Source organism: Psychrobacter sp. ASPA161_6 (assembly GCF_051970285.1).
GTDB classification, from domain to species: Bacteria; Pseudomonadota; Gammaproteobacteria; order Pseudomonadales; family Moraxellaceae; genus Psychrobacter; species Psychrobacter glaciei.
The window spans coordinates 56,708-76,351 of record NZ_JBEFNJ010000007.1 but is presented as its reverse complement, the minus strand read 5'-3'; the positions used below and the strand labels follow the sequence as shown (position 1 = coordinate 76,351).

The 19,644-nt window shown below is 42.4% G+C and carries 13 protein-coding genes; 8 read left to right on the top strand and 5 right to left on the bottom strand.

Annotated features, from left to right (window positions below):
- The first annotated feature begins 301 nt into the window (after positions 1 to 301).
- Positions 302 to 2,917 (top strand): AAA family ATPase, encoded by a 2,616-nt coding sequence (locus tag ACTQ9T_RS14370; RefSeq protein WP_440465473.1) that lies wholly within the window; start codon positions 302 to 304, stop codon positions 2,915 to 2,917.
- Between the two features lie 247 nt (positions 2,918 to 3,164).
- Here the strand turns inward: ACTQ9T_RS14370 and ACTQ9T_RS14365 are convergent, their stop codons facing one another.
- Positions 3,165 to 3,425 (bottom strand): DUF1289 domain-containing protein, encoded by a 261-nt coding sequence (locus tag ACTQ9T_RS14365; protein ID WP_440465472.1) that lies wholly within the window; start codon positions 3,423 to 3,425, stop codon positions 3,165 to 3,167.
- A 187-nt stretch (positions 3,426 to 3,612) separates the two neighbouring features.
- On the opposite strand from ACTQ9T_RS14365, the gene ACTQ9T_RS14360 reads away from it, so the two are divergent.
- The 3 genes from ACTQ9T_RS14360 (at position 3,613) to ACTQ9T_RS14350 (ending at position 7,104) form a co-directional block, all read left to right on the top strand.
- Entirely contained in the window at positions 3,613 to 4,254 is a 642-nt protein-coding gene (locus tag ACTQ9T_RS14360; RefSeq protein ID WP_440465471.1) for a YqiA/YcfP family alpha/beta fold hydrolase, read from the top strand.
- 110 nt (positions 4,255 to 4,364) lie between these two features.
- Entirely contained in the window at positions 4,365 to 6,251 is a 1,887-nt protein-coding gene (gene parE, locus ACTQ9T_RS14355; protein WP_439294000.1) for a DNA topoisomerase IV subunit B, read from the top strand.
- A 154-nt stretch (positions 6,252 to 6,405) separates the two neighbouring features.
- Positions 6,406 to 7,104 carry a lysophospholipid acyltransferase family protein gene (locus ACTQ9T_RS14350; RefSeq protein WP_194620985.1) on the top strand — a complete coding sequence of 233 codons (699 nt, stop codon included), beginning with the start codon at positions 6,406 to 6,408 and terminating at the stop codon, positions 7,102 to 7,104.
- An 82-nt stretch (positions 7,105 to 7,186) separates the two neighbouring features.
- Here the strand turns inward: ACTQ9T_RS14350 and ACTQ9T_RS14345 are convergent, their stop codons facing one another.
- Entirely contained in the window at positions 7,187 to 7,969 is a 783-nt protein-coding gene (locus ACTQ9T_RS14345) for an SDR family NAD(P)-dependent oxidoreductase (protein WP_439294004.1), read from the bottom strand.
- A gap of 285 nt (positions 7,970 to 8,254) precedes the next feature.
- Here ACTQ9T_RS14345 and ACTQ9T_RS14340 point away from each other — a divergent pair, with 285 nt between their 5' ends.
- A complete protein-coding gene (locus tag ACTQ9T_RS14340; RefSeq protein WP_440465470.1) occupies positions 8,255 to 9,745 on the top strand; it encodes a hypothetical protein in 1,491 nt (496 codons plus the stop codon).
- A gap of 185 nt (positions 9,746 to 9,930) precedes the next feature.
- On the opposite strand, the gene ACTQ9T_RS14335 is transcribed toward ACTQ9T_RS14340, so the two are convergent.
- The gene (locus tag ACTQ9T_RS14335) at positions 9,931 to 11,625 is read right to left on the bottom strand and encodes a mechanosensitive ion channel (protein ID WP_240216702.1); all 1,695 of its coding nucleotides are present in this window, start codon (positions 11,623 to 11,625) and stop codon (positions 9,931 to 9,933) included.
- Positions 11,626 to 12,124: 499 nt separating this feature from the next.
- Between ACTQ9T_RS14335 and ACTQ9T_RS14330 the strand changes: the two genes are divergently transcribed.
- Complete coding sequence (locus tag ACTQ9T_RS14330) at positions 12,125 to 12,856, top strand: FKBP-type peptidyl-prolyl cis-trans isomerase (RefSeq protein ID WP_189586963.1); 732 nt, start codon at positions 12,125 to 12,127, stop codon at positions 12,854 to 12,856.
- A 122-nt stretch (positions 12,857 to 12,978) separates the two neighbouring features.
- On the opposite strand, the gene argA is transcribed toward ACTQ9T_RS14330, so the two are convergent.
- Positions 12,979 to 14,301: an amino-acid N-acetyltransferase gene (gene argA / locus ACTQ9T_RS14325; RefSeq protein WP_440465469.1), complete on the bottom strand. Its 1,323-nt coding sequence runs from the start codon at positions 14,299 to 14,301 to the stop codon at positions 12,979 to 12,981.
- A gap of 468 nt (positions 14,302 to 14,769) precedes the next feature.
- On the opposite strand from argA, the gene ACTQ9T_RS14320 reads away from it, so the two are divergent.
- On the top strand, positions 14,770 to 15,369 hold the full coding sequence (locus ACTQ9T_RS14320; RefSeq protein WP_010201301.1) for a hypothetical protein: 600 nt from the start codon (positions 14,770 to 14,772) through the stop codon (positions 15,367 to 15,369).
- Positions 15,370 to 15,595: 226 nt separating this feature from the next.
- Here ACTQ9T_RS14320 and ACTQ9T_RS14315 read toward each other — a convergent pair whose 3' ends face one another.
- Entirely contained in the window at positions 15,596 to 16,594 is a 999-nt protein-coding gene (locus ACTQ9T_RS14315) for a patatin-like phospholipase family protein (protein ID WP_413191299.1), read from the bottom strand.
- A gap of 312 nt (positions 16,595 to 16,906) precedes the next feature.
- Between ACTQ9T_RS14315 and recG the strand changes: the two genes are divergently transcribed.
- Complete coding sequence (gene recG / locus ACTQ9T_RS14310) at positions 16,907 to 19,273, top strand: ATP-dependent DNA helicase RecG (RefSeq protein WP_440465468.1); 2,367 nt, start codon at positions 16,907 to 16,909, stop codon at positions 19,271 to 19,273.
- Positions 19,274 to 19,644 lie beyond the last annotated feature (371 nt).

Genomic DNA, 19,644 nt, shown 5'->3' with positions numbered 1-19,644 from the left:
GCGCTGCGTTTTAGTATTAGCTGTTCTTCTAACTAACTCTTTTATTCATCCATATCAGGTATAGTTACTCTTCTATCTTAATAGTTCTCATTTTTCTGTCTTACTTTTCAATCAATTTAATCATTATCTATATATAAATGTACTTTAGTTGATTTTACTTCCATATTTATATTGTTGAGTGTTGCTATTAGTGATAAGTTTGTAGGATAGTAAGTTTTTATAGATTTTGTGCATAATTAGCAGCTTATTTTCTAGTTGTTCATTTTTTGGATGGATATTATTGTGGAAGTAGGGATATTATATGGTCCGTTCTGAGTACTTACGTTTTCTGCAAACTCTTAATTCAGAAACTATCAACGAAGATGAGCGCAAAATAGCTAATCTTGTTTTTTTAAACTTAGATCATTTAGTATCATTAGGTACGCATCAAGGTCATAGAATTAGAGCTATTATTCAATTGGCTCAAGATAGTTGGAACACTTTAAACTGTATTATTCAACCTCCAGTCGAAAATTTAACTGCCTATAAATCTCCAATTACTCAACTGAAAAGTTTAAAAGTAGGTCCATTTCGTGGATTCTCTAGGGAGGAGTCTTTTGACCTAACCAGTAACTTAGTCTTAATCTATGGGCCAAACGGTACAGGTAAATCAAGTTTTTGCGAAGCGCTTGAATATTCACTTTTGAATAATGTTGCAGAAGCGGAAAGTAAACGCTTTCGAGATCAACACAGCTACTTCAAAAATGCATATGTAGATCGTTTTAGTATCCCAGTTCTTACTGGATTGAATGAAAATCAGGAAGAGATTAACATCGAGGCGGATGACTCACTTTATAGATTTTGTTTTGTTGAAAGAAATAGAATTGATAATTTTTCGAGAATTGCAGCCCAAGTCCCTGCCAAACAAACAGAGTTAATTTCAACGCTATTTGGTTTGGACTCGTTTAGTGACTTTGTTCGAAAGTTCACTACTGAAATTGATCCTAAGTATATTGATCTTACATGCCCGAAAGCGGCACTATTAGCACAAAGGCGACAAGGACTTGAGGGTGCTGAGCAGCAAATAGAAATAAATAACGCTGAATCAATAAAGATAAGTACAGATGAGCAGGCTTTAGCTAACAAATACCGCGAAGGTGCAAACTTTATCCAATTGGTGCTTGAGTTACTTGGTAATAGTGAAAATGTTGGGTTAATTTCACAGATAGAATCCGAAATACAGCAGCCTTTAGCTATCAAGTCTTTTTTGAGTCTCGCAAAATTAAATGAGTTAGGTTTAAATATCGCTAATTATCTAAACGAACATAATACTCTAAGCCAAGAGTTAGCGAGTGTAAGTCAGCAAATATCATTCAAGAATCTCTATAATGCTGTAACACAAGTACAAAAAAGTAGTCCCAATAACTGCCCGGCTTGTAAAACTCCACTTGGCCAAGTTGCAGTAAACCCGTTTACTAATTCCGACAAAGAGCTACAAAAGCTACAGCACTTGGCTGAGCAACAAAGTACTCTTCAATGTTTAGAACAAAAAGTAAATCGGGAATTACTTTCACTTGCTCAAATAGTAAATACTTGTTGCAGCAGATTTTCTCCGAATTCACTTACCCAGTATCAAGTACCATCTAGTATTCAGGAAAGCATTGAATGGTGGAATGGCTTACAACAGCCAATGCAAGATGGCTTCGCTGCGTGGCAGCATTTACGTTCACAAGTGAAACATCTTGAAGATGCAGATAAGGGGATTGATCAGGCTGTTCAATTACGCTCAATAAAACAAGCCGAACTAAATAGGCTACGTGATTTCTCTCGCGATATTACGGTTCTTATAACGCGCAGACAGACAGCCGACCAATCGATTTTAAATTCTCAAAAAATAATTAGTAGCTTCGATATTGAAAACGCTCAGTTAATAGCTGATGTTCAAGCTGACATACCGAATATCCAAAGAAATCGCTCTATATCGGAAGCTTATAAGAGTTTCGTAATACTCTTGAACTCTTACAATGATAGACTTCCTGCACAACTTGTAGCTGACTTAAGTGAGCAGGTTGTTGAACTGTATAATTCGTTTAATAGAAATGATTTGCCATCAGAACTTCTGGCTAGAGTGAAGCTTCCTCTAGTTCAAAATCAACGTCTTGAAATATCATTTCAAAATAATCCAGATCAGTTCTATGATCCATTGCACATGCTTAGTGAAGGGCATATTCGCTGTATTGGCTTAGCCATTCTTCTCTCAAAAAATCTGAAAGAAAATTGTCCAATTTTAATTTTTGATGATCCAGTAAATGCTATAGATGACGACCATAGAGAATCAATAAGGCGCACGCTATTTGAAGATCAGTTCTTTTCTGGAAAACAAATAATTCTTACCTGTCATGGAGAAGAGTTTTTCAAAGACATTCAAAATCTCCTTCCCGCTAAAGTTGCTGCTCAGACTCAATCGTTTACCTTTTTACCTAGGCTAGAAGAATCTCATATAAATGTAGATTTTAACTGTGCTCCTAGGAACTATATTATTGCTGCTAGAGAGCACTTTGATAGAAATGAGATTAGAGAAGCTTTATCAAAATCAAGAAAAGCAATGGAGTGTTTGACTAAAGGAAAAGTTTGGCGCTATGTAACTAAGTATGGCGATGGTAATCTGAGTATAAAGTTGCGGGGCGCTTCAGCTCCAATTGAGTTAAGAAACTTATCTGATCAGCTTAAATCAAAAATCGGTAATGCTGACTTCTCTGATCAAAATAAAAGTACTGTTTTGGATCCTTTGAGTATTTTGGTTGGACTAAATGGTAATTCACGTGAATGGGTATATTTGAATAAAGGCACGCACGAAGAAAATGATAGAGCCGAATTTGATAGAAATACAGTTTCTACAATGATTGTGGCTTTAGAACTTTTAGATCAGTCTATGTAGACGCGTACTATGCAAAAGTTATAATAAATAAGAGAGTATGTAAAAGCATATTTAGTTTGATTGGTAAAACTATCATATTTTTTCAAAAAGCTGTGCAATGTTTGAAAGTAGTAATTGCAATCCTTATCTAAAATTAACATGAATTAATAAAAAATTTGACTATTTGCTATTCATGATCTTTTAAGAATTAGTAGATCGACTATTAAAGCATCATTATTATTTAACCTTACACCATAATCTTCATCTTTCAAAACAACTCACCCATCTCAACGTCTTCCTCAAAATCAAATCCTAACTGCTCACCTTTACGCTGTTTCATTTGTTCGATACGTTGCCTGCGTCCAGAGACTAGCCGTAGCACCTCGCGTTGCTGCTCTGTCGTCATGTCATGCCATAGCTGGCGCTCAGTTCGACTACGCAGGCAACCAAAGCAATAGCCTTTTTTATTGCTCGTGCACACACCAATACACGGATTGGCAATCTCGAACAGCTCAAACTGTTGATTCATGGCGGCTCCATCGCACTTATCGTTATTCCCTTAACTTGTCTTATCTTATTTTGAAACACTATTATGTCGTAAATAACGAATAATAGTGTGCCGCTTTATTGTTACTGTTTTTGGCGACGCAATGCTATGCTTAGCTTTTATAGTCTATATAAAGTCATCATAACAAAATTAATAAGTGAGATTGTACGTGAACATTATTTATATTCATGGATTGGATAGTGATGCCAACTCGACGAAAGGCATATTATTAGAAAGCTATTGCCAGCAGCATCATGCTGATATTAACGTATATCGCCCAGACCTTAATAGCGCACCTGCGCAAGTATTTGAGCAATTAGTTAAATTGGTAACCGAACTCAGTAGAGAGGATAAAACCGTACTTATTGGCAGCTCATTAGGAGGCTATTTTTCTACCTTGGTGAGCAATCATACTGGCTGTCCTGCTTTATTATTGAATCCTAGTATTCAGCCACACGTGACATTACAGCGCTTTGCTCATGAGTTGCTGTTAAATGGCGATGAAGGTCAAGTCGAAGATGAAGTGCCAGAGAATCAAATTCTTCATACGACCATTGGCGGTTGGGAAATTACCCCTGCGGATTTACAATGGTTTGCGGATCATCAATTGGTATCCATTAATTATCCGCATAAAATTGCTGTCTTACTCAAAGAAAATGACGAGCTGCTAAATTCTGAACTATCAAAAGACTTTTATCAAACGCAGGGAGCGACGGTAACTGTGCAAGCGGGTGGTGATCATAGATTTACGGATTTTGGTGAACAGCTACCGATGGTGATAGATATGCTACAGCGTTTGTTATCGACTTAAAGAGACGACATTATCTGACGTGAGCGACTGACAATTAGCGTTACCGTCGTTATTTTTGGTTATAATGGTTCAATAGAATTAATGATCTGTGAATATTAAGGGAAGCATTTGTGAGTGAATATAATGCGCAATCGTTAGAAGTTTTAGAAGGACTTGAGCCAGTACGTCGTCGACCTGGCATGTATACGGACACCACACGCCCCAACCACTTGGCACAAGAGGTGATTGATAACTCAGTCGATGAGGCGTTGGCCGGTTATGCTAAAACCATCAAAGTTCAATTGTACAGTGATGGCTCGTTGTCAGTCGAGGATGACGGGCGCGGTATGCCGACCGATATCCATCCTGAGTTTAAACAGTCAGGCGTTGAGCTGATTTTAACCCGCTTACATGCTGGTGGGAAGTTTTCGACCTCTAATTATGAAGTTTCAGGTGGTCTGCATGGCGTTGGTATCTCTGTCGTCAATGCGCTGTCCACCCGCGTTGAAGTCACCGTATGGCGTGATAGTACCCAGTTTGAAATGGCGTTTGAAAATGGTGCGCCAGTTACGCCTTTGACGGAAACGATCAGCTCAAACAAGCGCAAGCGCGGTACTAAAGTACATTTTTGGGCGGATGGTAGCTTCTTTGATACGCCAAAATTTAATGTTAAACAGCTAAAGCACAATCTAAAAGCCAAAGCGGTGTTGGCCGCGGGTTTGACGATTGAGTTCGTCGATGATATTAACAATGAAAAAATCGTTTGGCAGTTTGCCGATGGCGTTGTTGAATATTTAAACGAACAGTTAGATGGTCTTGAGACGTTGCCTGAGGCACCTTTCTATTATAATTACGATGCGAAAGCGGGCGAACGTGCAGCTATTACCTTTGCACTGTCTTGGTTGCCAGATGGTGGTACGCCCATTCAAGAAAGCTATGTCAATCTTATCCCGACTGCGCAAGGCGGCACGCACGTTAATGGTCTGCGCACCGGTATTCTAGAAGCCTTACGCGAGTTTTGTGATATTCATAACCTATTGCCGCGTAGTGTGAAGTTAACGGCAGAAGATGTATGGGATGGGGTCAATTATATCTTGTCGCTTAAGTTTTCTGAGCCGCAATTTTCAGGGCAAACCAAAGAGCGTTTATCGAGTCGTGAAGCTGCCGGAGCCGTACAGACATTGGCAAAAGATGCCTTTAGTCTGTGGTTAAATCAGCATGCCGATATGGGTGCTCAAATTGCCGAGTTAGCGATTAATAAAGCGGGACGTCGCCTAAAATCTGCCAAAAAAGTCGCGCGTAAAAAGATTACTCAAGGTCCTGCCTTACCGGGTAAATTGGCTGATTGCCGTGGTGATTTGCGCGATGGTGCAGAGCTGTTTTTGGTAGAGGGTGACTCTGCTGGCGGTAGTGCTAAACAAGCACGAGATCGTCATTATCAGGCCATATTGCCACTGCGCGGTAAGATTCTAAATACATGGGAAGTATCCTCAGATACCGTGCTGTCGAGCCAAGAAATCCATGATATCGCCATCGCTATCGGTGTCGATCCGGCGTCAGACGATTTGTCCGAATTACGTTATGACAAAGTATGTATTTTAGCGGATGCGGATTCTGATGGTCTGCATATTGCCACCTTGATTTGCGCGTTATTCGTTAAGCATTTTCCAGCGTTGGTCGATGCAGGACATTTATTTGTCGCCATGCCGCCGTTATATCGTGTGGATGTCGGTAAAGACGTGCATTACGCGTTGGATGAGCCTGAGCTTGCCCACATTTTAGCCAATGTACCCGGTAATAAAAAAGCGCAAATTACGCGCTTTAAAGGGCTGGGTGAGATGAGTGCAGAGCAGCTGCGTGAGACAACCATGAATCGTGATACCCGCCGCTTAGTGCAGTTAGATATGGACGACATGGTGCTCACCAATAGCGTCATGGATATGCTGCTCGCCAAAAAACGCTCTGCTGACCGTAAGACTTGGCTTGAGGATAAAGGCAACTTGGCTGATATTTCATAAAGTATCGTAATAATGAATACTAGATAGGCTGATTGCTCACTGTAGAGTTGAGTAAGAGATAGCACAATAAAAGGCTGTAAAAGGCTGTAAAAGGCAATTTAGTGGCATAAACTTAATGGTATTATGTAGCTATCTTTTATAATCTGGTGCCGTTATGACATCGAAGTTTACCCATCGCTCTAAGTTGCCAACTGCTGCTAATTCTGCACGCTCTAAAATATTGCCAAAGCTTAGCAAAAAGGATTTAGGTCATTTAATTCCCAAACGGGGCGGCACAATTGCTCCAGTGATAGCCTCTTTCCTATTAAAAACCTCAGGCTGGCGAATCGTTGGTGAAATTCCAGATATCTCGCAAGCGGTGGTATTGGCATTACCGCACACGTCAAACGTTGATGGCGTCTATGCATTACCCAGCTTGTTTGCCTTAGATTTAAAAATCAGCATTATGGGTAAACATACGTTATTCAAAGTCCCAGTATTGGCGCAACTATTACGTTGGATGGGTATTATTCCCATCGATCGTGGTAATAAAGGTTCTGTGCTACAAGCGAGTATTGATAAGTTTAAAACCGGTGAGCCACTATTTTTGGGATTGTCTCCAGAAGGCACGCGGGAATATACCAAAGACTGGAAGACAGGGTTTTATTACCTAGCAGTGGGTGCTGGTATCCCTATTTTGCCAGTGGCGTTAGATTATAATACCAAAGAAGTGCGTTTTTTATCTGCTGTGTATCCTACTGGAGATATTGAGGCTGACTTACCAAAAATTTATGCTCAATATAAAGGGGTGATACCAAGACATCCTGAGCGCTTATCGCAACCACTACAGGATGTTAATAATTCAGCCGATTAGGTCTATCTTGCGAATACGAGCGTTTGAACCTCTTATGAATGGTTAGTAAAACGCTCATATTTGATTACAAAGATAGCAATGGCTAGAATTGAGGCTGACCGTTAGAAGCATTAACCCCACCGTCCACCGGTAAATTAACACCGGTAATCATCGACGCATCATCACTCGCTAAAAAAGTAATCGCGGCGGCAATATCCTCTGGCGTGGCCAGACGACCAAGTGGACAACGATCTAAGAATTTATCAGTCTTGGCATCATTATCCTGAATGGCACTGGTCATGTTTGTCTTAGTCACGCTTGGATTAACCGCGTTGACTCGCACTCCATCAGGACCATGATCTAAGGCGAGGGTACGCGTTAGATTGCTAACGCCAGCTTTGGCAGCATTGTAAGCGGCCATATTCCAATCACCACCGACCCCTGATAATGAGGAGACATTGACGATATTACCTTTGGTCGCTATCAAATGTGGCATGGCTGCCTGACAGACATAAAAAGTACCGTTTAAATTCACATCAATCGCTGATTTCCAGTCTTCAGCCGTTAGCTCCGTAATTTTACCTTGGGTGGCTTTACCTGCATTGTTCACCAAGATATCAATTTTTTCAAACTGATCAATGGCTCTTTTAATCATTTCTTGCACTTGGCTCTGCACACTAATGTCGCAAGTGATGGTCATATAATTATCGGTATGAATCCACGTACGGTCTTGCGGGAATTCTTTGGCGGTTTCTGCCAACGTATCGGCAGTCCGTCCCACTAAAACGACACTGGCGCCTTCCTGAGCAAAGCGAATGGCCGTCGCACGACCAATACCTGAGCCTGCTCCTGTTACGATAACGGTTTTTTCTTTAAAACGTTTCATAGTATTCAGTCCTTGTTTTTATATGCAAATAATAATAGTCACTACATAAAAAATGAATGAGCAGACCCTAACGTAATGGCTGCACTATAAATCAATGCGTCAGCTGTGCTACTTTTATGTCATCATAACAAGTCATTGCTTGGAAAGCGACTTTGTATAATTGCACTTATGTAGTTTACTTTTTCTTTATTGAATTATGCCTATCATCCTCACAAAGATGGCATGATCTTTGTAAGTTGCCGTGTAGGGTACGTTATATTTCATTGATAATAAAAGGTTGAGACTGTGTTCAATTCGATTACTGGCACATCTGATGGGGGTTATCTGGTCAATGAGTTGGCCTGCTATCTACAGACAGATGCTTTAGACATTGCTTTACCTAACATGCAAACCATAGAGATTCGTTATGAGGCTCATTATACAGCTCGACAGTATCACTATCATTTACCACTAGGTAAGCTTCAACTATTAGCGCTCATCTTATATCTGCCTTCTGAGACCAGCTTGGCTAATATCGAAACAGTACGTATGGCAGCGGTCAAAGCGGTGCTAGCATGGCAAAAGACTAACGCTTCTCAAGATAAAGACAATCAGGCGCTCATCTATGACGTATTGGTCGTCGACATCCAATTCAGTGAGCACGCTAATAGCAACAATAATAATAACAGTGACAATAATGATGAGCACAACAATGACAATAATATTGAACATAACCGTCAGCGCGGTCAGTTACCGAAGCGCTTAAAGCACGAATTTGCAGCGCGCTATTTTATGGAAAATTTGGTCGTCGATATGAGTGACCATGCACAGCGACTGCAAGTATTTAGCTGGCATGACTGGTGTTCGATAATGCTTGCATTACAGACGCCATGCGAGCTGTGGCGATTCTTAGGGTATCATCTTGACCAGCTCCAGCGCTCGGTCTCCAGCCATGTCGCGAGTTTTGAATCTGAAGACATGCTTGTCACGCAGTTTTTAAGCAGTGCGCTCTTATTTGACCATGCTATTACGATCGATAATGCTCTGATCAAATATGGTATTCAGCAAGCACCAAATTCCGCTTTGGTAGCCATGACCTTAGCTCAAAAAAATAAGAGCCAAACTGCCCAGATGTATCAACAACATAGGCAACAAGCAGCAACACTCTGGTCGCAACTTAGTACGCAGATGATCCAAACAGTTAGTGCAGAGCTGACAGCTCAAGCAGACACCAAGTCGCTAAAGCCACAGTTCTCTCTTTGGCAGCAGCAATTATTAGACGAATCCGCGTTTTCGCGGCATGAACTGATTCGCACTTTATATAGACACCCACAACAAAAGCCGGCGTTGCAAAAAACTGGCTATGTGATACATCAGCATTCATATGAGAATCTTGGTCGGCATTATGTGCTGATATTTTATGGGCAAGATCTGGCGGGGCAGAACAGTAAAGCGGCTATTCAGCCAAACTTACAGCAAATTGCGCAAGATGTTGCCACGCGTCTGCCGATGGCTGAGCTACACCATGTCATCATACTTGGTATAGATTTTATCTCTGATGCCGGTGAGACTTTCATGGACATCGATCTGTGGATTCAACCTGTGAATAGTATGACTCAGCGCGAGCGTCAACTTACCAAGCAAATACAACGTCTCAAACAGCAAAGTGCTGAGCAGCAAGATATTCAGCAGCCAGTGGCTAAAAAGCAAGCGGCTAAGAAGCCAAACAAGCCAGTAAATGATTTGCCTCAGATCCGCCTCAACCTTTCTATTCCAGCCCGTAAAGATAAGCTATAAATCGATACTATAGTCAGTGAAAAGTAATATCGATAGATCAGCAGTATCGTAGCGTTTTCGGGGTATTTTGACTATAGATAAATTTGTCGTCGTTCAACTTAAAGAAATCATCTATCATACAAACACCCATAAAAAAAGACAGCCTAAGCTGTCTTTTTTTTTCGAAATTATACTTTCACGAAGGTTTATTTATTGGTGTCGTCGATAAGACCGCTACCAGGTAATAAATCGTTATTAGTCGTAGTTCCAGTAGTTCCAACATCAGTAGTATCTACAGGATCAGTACCAAGTTTTGTGGTATCGACCGTATCTGTACGTAAGTTAGTAGTCGAGGTAGTTGGTGCACTCGGCGTATTCTCACGAACTGAATCAGCAACTTTGTCTTGCGTTGATGAATTAGGCGTCAAAGCAGACTTCGCTTTCGCTTCAGTACGCTCTTTGTCCATTTTGTCCTGCATCTTGCGTAGGAAACGTGCTGCTGCTTCTTGACCGCCAAGACCGAATGATAGAGCAAAGGCAACCGCAACGGCACCTAACGTTAGACCAAATGCTAGGTTAACGATAGAGTCAGCAATACCCATCGCTTTTAGACCCATGGCTAGTACCAAGCCCATGATTAGTACACGTACGATGTTCGCTAAGAACTGTGAGCCTTGCTCAGAGCGCTCAACGACACCAGCAATGATATTGGCAAGCCAGAAACCGATGAATAGAATGATCGCGCCCAAAATGATGTTGGCACCGAAAGCGATAAACATCGTGATAATAGCTGAGATAGGCTCAAAACCTAATAAATCAGCGGCAGCGATAGCGGCAAACAACATGGCAAAAAAGATGATCGCATAACCAACAAGGTCAGAGACTCTTTTATCACCCATGGTTTCTTGTAAGCCAACTTTCGCAGGCAACTGGTTGATCTGAGTGTTTTCGATCAAGCCTTTAATAATATTAGCGACCATACGTACCACGTAGAAAGTCACTACTAGGATAGCCGCTGCCATAAAGATGTTTGGCAAGGCTTCCATGATTTTGTTCAGCATATTCGTCGCAGGACGAGCAATCACTTCGATTTTTAACGCATTTAATGCGGCAATAATCGTTGGGATAATCACAACTAAAAATGCTAATGAACCCGCGATATTAGGTAGGCTATTTTGCTCGTTCAAACCTGCTTTTGACGCCAACTCTTGCACGTTAAAAGTAGAAACAAGGTTGGTCACAATGCCGCGTACAACTTTAGCAATGATATAACCAACGACAAACACCACACCAGCAATTAGGATGTTAGGAATAAAGCTGAAAATTTTGTCTACCATATTAGTCAATGGGGCAAATAAACCATCAAGCTCTAACTGACCCAATACCATGGTTAGAACAACCAATAAGATGAACCAGTAAACCATATCAGCAATCGTGCTACTCATTGGTTTTACGCCAGCTTTAGCGCTTAAACGCTCATCCATTGATGTTTTGGCCAGTGCTGCGTTGATCGCTGTGCGGGCAACAGTTGCCACAACCCAACCAATCACACCAAGAGCAATAGCACCGATCAGATTAGGAATGAACGCCAATACTTGGTTAACCATATTTGCAAACGGTGCTGAGATAGAGTTCAAGTTCAACTGACTAAGCGCTCCTGAAATGGCAATGATAAAGATAAACCAAAAAATAATCTTAGAGATAATACCCTCTAGATCATAGGTTTTGCCAGTAGAAGAATTCATACGTTGATTAAGATTCACTTTAGACAGCACACCGCGTACCAGTGCCGCGATGCCTAAGGCTACAAGCCAGCCAATAATAAATATTAAGATAGCACCAATAATGGAGCCGATCGGCCCACCAAGATAACCATTAAAAGATGTAAATGTTGGATTCATCTTATCCTCCTTGAATCATCATATATGAGCTGTGAAATAACAAAGGTAACCATTACAAATAGTAGGTAATCAGAACCTTAGTTATTGAGCAAAATCATATAGATGGTAATTATAAATAGTGTTTTTAATTTAAGTTATACAGGGACATTATAGTGACTGAAAAAGTAATACTACTATAGGAAAATGTGGATCTGCGATGGCCATACATCTCTATTACGCAATATGGCTACCGACATCCCAATATATATTAGTAAAACTGACGTCCAGTTACTTATCACCTTAACTAATTTAGCTTAGCTGATGTATTGATAGATTTAAAGACAGAAAGCTTAACCTGTTACTATATTTGTGTGATAACTTGTTATTTTTACGAGAAATGTTAACACAGACTGTACATTGGCCCGATAATTTCATCCTAAACATGGCTCCTAAAACTAAGATTTGTTATTATAGAAATATGTGACATCTCGCCACTATACTTACAATTTGAGAGTACTCTATGAAAAAAATCACTACTTTAAGCGTTAGTGCACTTGTTAGTGCTATGTTATTAGTTACCGGTTGTAGTACTAATAATGGTAATCAAGAAACCTCTAGTCAAAGCGTTTCAGTGACTGAAAAAAGCCCAGCCAATGAAAAAGTGGGTTATAGCTTGGGCTATATGATGGCAGAAGGTAACAAAGAAGCGGTCGGCGATCTCAATCTTGATACCTTTGAAAAAGGCTTCCGTGATGGTTATGAAGGCACTGATTCCGCACTGACACAAGAGCAAATGCAAGAAGTATTGATGACCTATCAAAAAGAGCAAGAAGAGAAGTTTGTCAAAGATATGGAAAGCAAAGCGACTGACAACAAAGCCGCTGGTGAAGCATTCTTAGTTGCAAATGCGAAAAAAGAAGGCGTAAAAGAGACGGCCTCTGGTCTACAATACAAAGTAATCGCTCCAGGTACTGGTAAATCACCAAAAGCGACTGACGTGGTTGAAGTAAACTACGAAGGTAAATTGATCGATGGTACGGTATTTGACAGCTCTTATGAGCGTGGTGAGCCGATTGAATTCCCACTAAATCAAGTTATCGCTGGCTGGACGGAAGGTCTACAGTTGATGAAAGAGGGCGGCAAATATGAGTTTTATATCCCATCAGACATCGCTTATGGCGAGGCAGGTAACTCAGGTATCGAGCCTAATAGCACTTTAATCTTTACGGTTGAGCTGTTAAAAGTAAAATAATTCTGAAATAAAATCTAATACTCTATCTCGTCCTAAAACAGAAAAAGCCCTCATAAATATTATGAGGGCTTTTTGTTTGGACATGATTTAGTTCACTGTTTACTCATCAATTGAGTCACTCGTTAAAGTGTCTTTTGGAAGACTTTAGAGTTACGTCCGTTATGATACTTTTCTTGTCGTGCTTCTGGTAAGGCACTTGCTTCAACTTCTGCAAAGCCTTGTTCGACGAACCAATGGGCGGTACGAGTCGTCAACACAAATAATTTGTGCAAACCATGGCTGCGCGCTTGCTGCTCTAAAAACGCTAGCAAATCCGCACCTCGGCTGCCGCTACGATATTCGGGATGAACTGCGACACAAGCGACTTCTGCCGCATCTGCATCTAATGGATAAAGCGCGGCACAGCCCAGAATCATACCATCACGCTCAATCACACTATAGTGATCAATCTCTTGCTCCAAGCATTCGCGCGAACGACTGACCAAGATGCCTTGTTCTTCTAACGGTAATAACAGTTCAATAAGTCCCACGACATCGTCGATATCTGCTCGGCGAATCTCTTCATAAGGGTCGTGGCTTATGAGCGTACCAGAGCCATCACGAGTGAATAGCTCTTCTAATAATGCACCATCTTTGGCATAAGAGATAATATGGGTGCGATGAACGCCTTGACGGCAAGCATTACTGGCGCAATTTAAAAAGTAGTTGATCTCACAATTTAGATCACGGCCACGTAAGAAACGATCGACTTCATTTGGAATCATTTCGCGTAGCAAGCGATCATCGTCATTGATACCCGTTTCTTCACCTAAGAATATCAGCTTATCCGCGCCAAGTGCGATGGCAGCACTCAATGCCACATCTTCAGCGAGTAGGTTGAAAACTTCACCAGTCGCTGAATAACCCATCGAGCCTAAAATCACGATATGATCGTGGAGTAGGTTGTTTTTGATGGCCTCAACGTCGATAGAGCGCACTTCACCCGTCATTTGATAATCGACACCATTACGAATGCCATAAGGGCGAGCGGTGACAAAATTGCCTGACACGGCATCGATGCGCGAGCCGTACATGGGTGAATTGGCCAGTCCCATCGATAGCTGTGCTTCAATCTGTAAGCGAATGGCACCAACGGCTTGCAAGATAGACGGCATCGCTACACGCGGCGTCACTCGAATGTCTTCATGCAACGGCGAGGTGATATCAGTGCCTTGCAGGTTGTTTTCGATTTGCGGTCGGGCCCCATGTACCAATACCAGCTTGATGCCCAAGCTATGTAACAAGGCGAAGTCATGAATAAGCGTACTAAAATTCGGGTGATTGACCGCTTCACCGCCAAACATGATCACAAAAGTCTTACCGCGATGGGTATTAATGTAGGGGGCAGAATTACGGAACCAATGAACGTATTCGGGATTAATCTGTGGCATGGCGCTAGTAGTCATAATGGGAGCAGTAGTAGTCAGAATAAGAAAAAAGGACGTGACAAAAAATGCCAGTCGCTAAAGAATTACCATAGCAAAAAACGCCGTTGTGAGCTATCTTTTATTTCAGTAGCGTTCATCAATCTTTGTAGTAAATTGACAATATACACAACCTCAACACGTGGTTAATGTACCTACAAACGCTTTTTGCTATGCTAAGCGCTATTGCTTTATAGACAGCTAACGCAGATAATCAATAAAAATGAACGTTACTAGCATGGAGCGTATATGATGATAGCCTACTCATAATCTGAGATGTCGTCATTAAGTGTATTGCTCATATAAAGTCTCGTCTATCCAAACCGCGAGAAACTTAAAAAGTTAAAGCGATAAATGTCAGAGTTTAAAAGCATTGAAAATGCATTAACCAGACAGTCAGGTTTTGCCAGCTGCGTTTTACCGATATATTAACTAGGGATAATGAAAGTCATGAAAAAAAGTAACCATTTTGCTAATCCTTTTAGCGCTTTTAGCGGACACCGTCTGTTTCACGTGATCGCTGGTACGCTCGTCGGCGTCATGGCTGTGACCCAAGCCTCAGCGATGCTGCCGACCCCAGAGCAAGCAGTTGATAATTTAGCTACCATGCAGTCAAGTACCAATCAAGCAAGCACCCGTAGCGGTAATTCTAGTGTGCAAGCCGTTAATACCAAAATTACTGCCTCGCTGATCAGTGTTGATGCCAATGGTCAGGAGGTCTTGGTACCTGTTAATGCCAACACGCGCTTGCAAGCAGGCAACGTCTTAGAGTATCAAGGGTATTTTACCAATACCAATGCTGATCGAGTACGCAAAATGACGGTCACCATGAGTATCCCTGAGCAAGTAGAACTATTGCGCGCGGTCTCGCCTGACTTCCCATATGGCAGCACCGATGGCGATACTTTCGCCCGTATGCCGTTACGTGGCAAGGTGGACAATCAATTACAAGAAATCCCATTCAAATACTACAAAGCAGTACGCTGGGATATCGAAGGTGTTGGCCTCAATGACACCGTAGCAGTGAAATACCGCGCTCGCGTTAAATAGATTTGCTTATTAATTGATACATGCTGTTTAAGCAAAATTGATTTAGCTAACGGAAAAAAGCACCACAGTTTATGACTGCGGTGCTTTTTTAATGGCTGAAATCCTAATTTTGAGGTTAGCTTGTCGAGGATTTACTATATATAGTCAGTGAAAAGTAATATCGAACCATCACGCACTGCTGATATCAGCAATACCGTCGTGTTTTTAAGATATTTTGACTATATCGTTATAAAGTTGCATATTTACTCTGTGATTTTTCTTTTATTAATTGTTTAATCGCATTGATTTGTGGTGTGGTGGCTTGCGTGCCAGCAGCAATAAGGGCGCTACGTTGACTGGTATCTAATGAGCTGATATGACCGACATCAGGGGTAATCACAATATCAGCACGCGCGCGTTCATTGCGCATTGATGCGCTGTGCTTGGTATTTGAATGAGCAGTGCTGGCGGTTAAATTGTTTTCAAGTAAGCCCCAAAAGCTACTCAATGAGGTGATAGCGGGTAAGAGATTGCTTGTTATGTTCTTTTTATTCGAGGTAGGCATCGTCACATCGACAGCGATGATAATATCAGCACCCAAGTCGCGCGCGCTATCAACCGGTACTAAACTAACCACGCCGCCATCGATATATTTTTTGCCGACTTTTTCAGGGATACGCGGAGCAATAAAAATATTGGGCACACTACAGGATGCTTGGACAGCAAGACCTGCATCGCCAGTGGTAAAGACGGCTTTTTTTAAGGTATGCTTTTCTGCTGCGACTGCTGCAAAAGCAATCGGAAAGTCCTCTATGGCTTTTGCGCCCACTTTATTATTAACAAAGTTTTTGAGTTTGATACCTTCTATAAATCCTTGATTGGATAAGGTGAAGTCCGTCAATTCGCTGTCAGTGGTGGTCAATGCCAAGCGCTCAAGCTGTGCTGGCGTGTAGCCGCTAGCGTATAGACTACCAACCAAGCTGCCGATGCTCGTGCCAACGACCAAGGTTGGTTTGATACCGTTTTCCTCTAAAGCCTTAATCACGCCAACATGGGCAAACCCTTTGGCACCGCCGCCGCCCAACACTAACGCCACTTTTGGTACGTTTGCTATGGGCGCTACTGGTGCCGGTGCTGGTGTCAGTGTGCTACAAGCGTTAGTGCCTAGAGCCAATACAGCAAGCACACTGATACGCAGGAATGTTAAATGATGATAAGATTGAGGCAATAGAGCAGGAGCAAACATAAAAAAGACCTTATAAAATCATCGTAAATTAGGGCGGCAATCAATTATTGAGACATTCATTTATCGACAAAGCTACTTATCTATAAAATAGACTGGATGTATTTCTCTACAAAGTGTCTAAACGCAGTATTACTAAATAGCTTAGCATAATCAATCATGTTGTCAGTTATAATGAGACTGATTCAGTATTTTGATAGCTGGTTGATTGCTATCACCTTTGCAGCTCATTACTAGCAGTAGAATGCTTAGGGCGTGTCCTAATAAGACATTTTGCGCTTACGGAATTTAAAACCAATATCGTTAGGATTTTTGATGCCCATGTCGGTCAGTCACGCTTCAGCTCCTTCCTCAGCCCAGTCAACCGCTCATGGGATATCTGAGCAACCTCTATCGGCACTCGATATGCCAGTGACGGCGTTGGCAGGCGTCGGCTCTAAGGTTGCTGAGCAACTCGCGCAGTTGGGTATCGTACGAATCTTTGATTTGCTGCTGCATCTGCCACGAGATTATGAAGACCGCAGCCGACTGGTATCGATAGCAGACGTGGGGCATGGACAAGCAGCATTAATCACTGGGCGTGTGGTACACGTCGATGTCAAGCGCAGTGGCATGACCGTAATTGTAGACGATGACACCGATACGATATCATTGCGGTTTTTTAAGGTCTATCGTGGTCTGGCGCAGACCATGAGTTTGGGTACACAATTGCAATTGTTCGGCGAAGTAAAAGTGAGCCGTTATGGCAAGCAGATGCACCATCCCGAATATCAAATCATCACTGATAGTAGCGCCATGACCAATACTGGGTTGCAGCCCATTTATCCCAGTGTCAAAGGCTTGCATCAGAATAAATTGCGTACTTTGATTAAGTTGGCACTACAAACGGTGCGTAGTCAGGGTCTACCGATGACGCTGTTTACCAATGAAGATTTTGCCGTCGTTGGGGATTTACCATTGGTACCTTTTGAACCACCAAAAAAATCGGTAATAGAGGCGTATGAGTCTGAAGATATTTTTTCGACGCTCGCCCGCAGTGTGCCCGACAATACTACTGGTAATAGTGTCAATAAAGCCCAGCCCGCTGTTTATGATGCAACGTATGACGCGATGAATCATAATCTCGATACGATGGCCGCTAATAATGTCTATACCCTGACGATATTTGAAGCCTTGGTACTATTGCACACTCCACCAACTTATACCGATGCTGGGCGGCAATATCAGCTATTGACCCAACTAAGTGCTCGCACCCATGCAGCTTGTCAGCGCTTGATCATTGAAGAGTTGACCGCGCATCAACTCAGTCTGTTATATCGTCGTCAGCAATTGCATCAGCATAAAGCCCCTAAATGCGCCACTAAAAGCCCATTGGCTGATCAATTATTTGCCGCGTTGCCGTTTGATTTAACGGGCGCGCAGCAACGAGTGATGAAAGACATCACGGCCGATATGGCGACTTCTATTCCGATGCTACGACTGGTACAAGGGGACGTAGGCGCTGGCAAAACGTTGGTGGCGGCGGGCGCGGCGGGCTATGCGCTTGATAGTGGCTGGCAAGTGGCTGTTATGGCACCCACAGAGATTTTAGCAGAGCAGCATTTGGTTAATTTTAAACAATGGTTTGAACCCTTAGGCGTTGGGGTTGGCTGGCTGGCGGGTAAGCAAACCGCAAAGCAGCGCCGTGAAGCGTTGGTAGCTGTGGCTGAAAATACCGTGCAAGTGGTCGTCGGCACCCATGCGTTATTTCAAGAGCAAGTACAGTTTGCTAAATTGGGCTTGGTTATTATCGATGAGCAGCACCGTTTCGGTGTCGAGCAGCGCATGGCTTTGACCAGTAAAGGCGTGACTAATAGCACGCCGCATCAGCTAATAATGACGGCAACGCCCATTCCGCGTACGCTAGCGATGAGTGTCTACGGCGATATGGATACCTCCATCATTGATGAGCTGCCACCGGGTCGCACGCCAATTACGACGGTGACGATTGATCGAAACCGCCGTGATGAGGTGATCGAACGTATTGCGATTAATTGTGAGGCGGGCAGGCAAGCGTATTGGGTTTGCTCGCTGGTGGAAGAGTCTAGCGTGCTGGATGCACAAGCCGCTGAAGCCACTTATGAGGACTTAAATGAGCGCTTAAATATTCGTATTGGTCTTGTTCATGGCAAGATGAAATCCGTTGATAAACAGGCCATCATGCAAGCATTCAAATCCGGAAGTCTTGATTTGTTAATTGCCACAACGGTCATTGAGGTTGGCGTCGACGTCCCTAATGCGTCGCTTATGGTTATCGAGAACGCCGAGCGTTTGGGTCTATCGCAACTACATCAGTTGCGCGGACGTGTAGGTCGTGGTTCGACCAAAAGCTTCTGCGTTCTACTATACCAAAAGCCGTTATCAGAGACGGGCACTGAGCGTCTAAATGTATTGCGCGACAGCACCGATGGCTTTGTTATTGCCCAAAAAGATTTGGAACTGCGCGGGCCAGGTGAGCTGTTAGGCAAACGTCAAACGGGCAATGTTGGTTATTATTTGGCGGATTTGATTCGTGATGAGCAATTATTTGCGATTGCCCAGCGTCTCGCCAAACACTTAATTGCAGATCCTGCACGTAAAGCCGATGTCAGCCAGCTGATCCATCGCTGGATGCCAGAAGCCAGCCGTTACACCAATGCATAGCAGAGTTTTTTTCTCTGCATTCTTACCGAATAATTCGGGATGCTATTTATCCTTGTTAGTCATGCTCATTATTTGATGTCAAATTATGAATATAAAGAGCGAGCGAAATCAATGATTTATGCATCATTTTTTCTGCCATCGCTTTAGTTGATGAAAATAGCTCTTTGGTAGTTTTTATTTATTAATACTAACTCATGTGTTCGCTGATTGTCATTGATATGCATCGAGTAGTGTGGCAATTTATGAGGTTGCATCATTATCGTGTTATTTGTACCACTACTTTTCAACTGTCTGAATATTTATACAAGGATGTATTATGAAACAGACGTCTACGCCTGCTTGTGCCACTGTTATCCCATTTTCATTTAGCC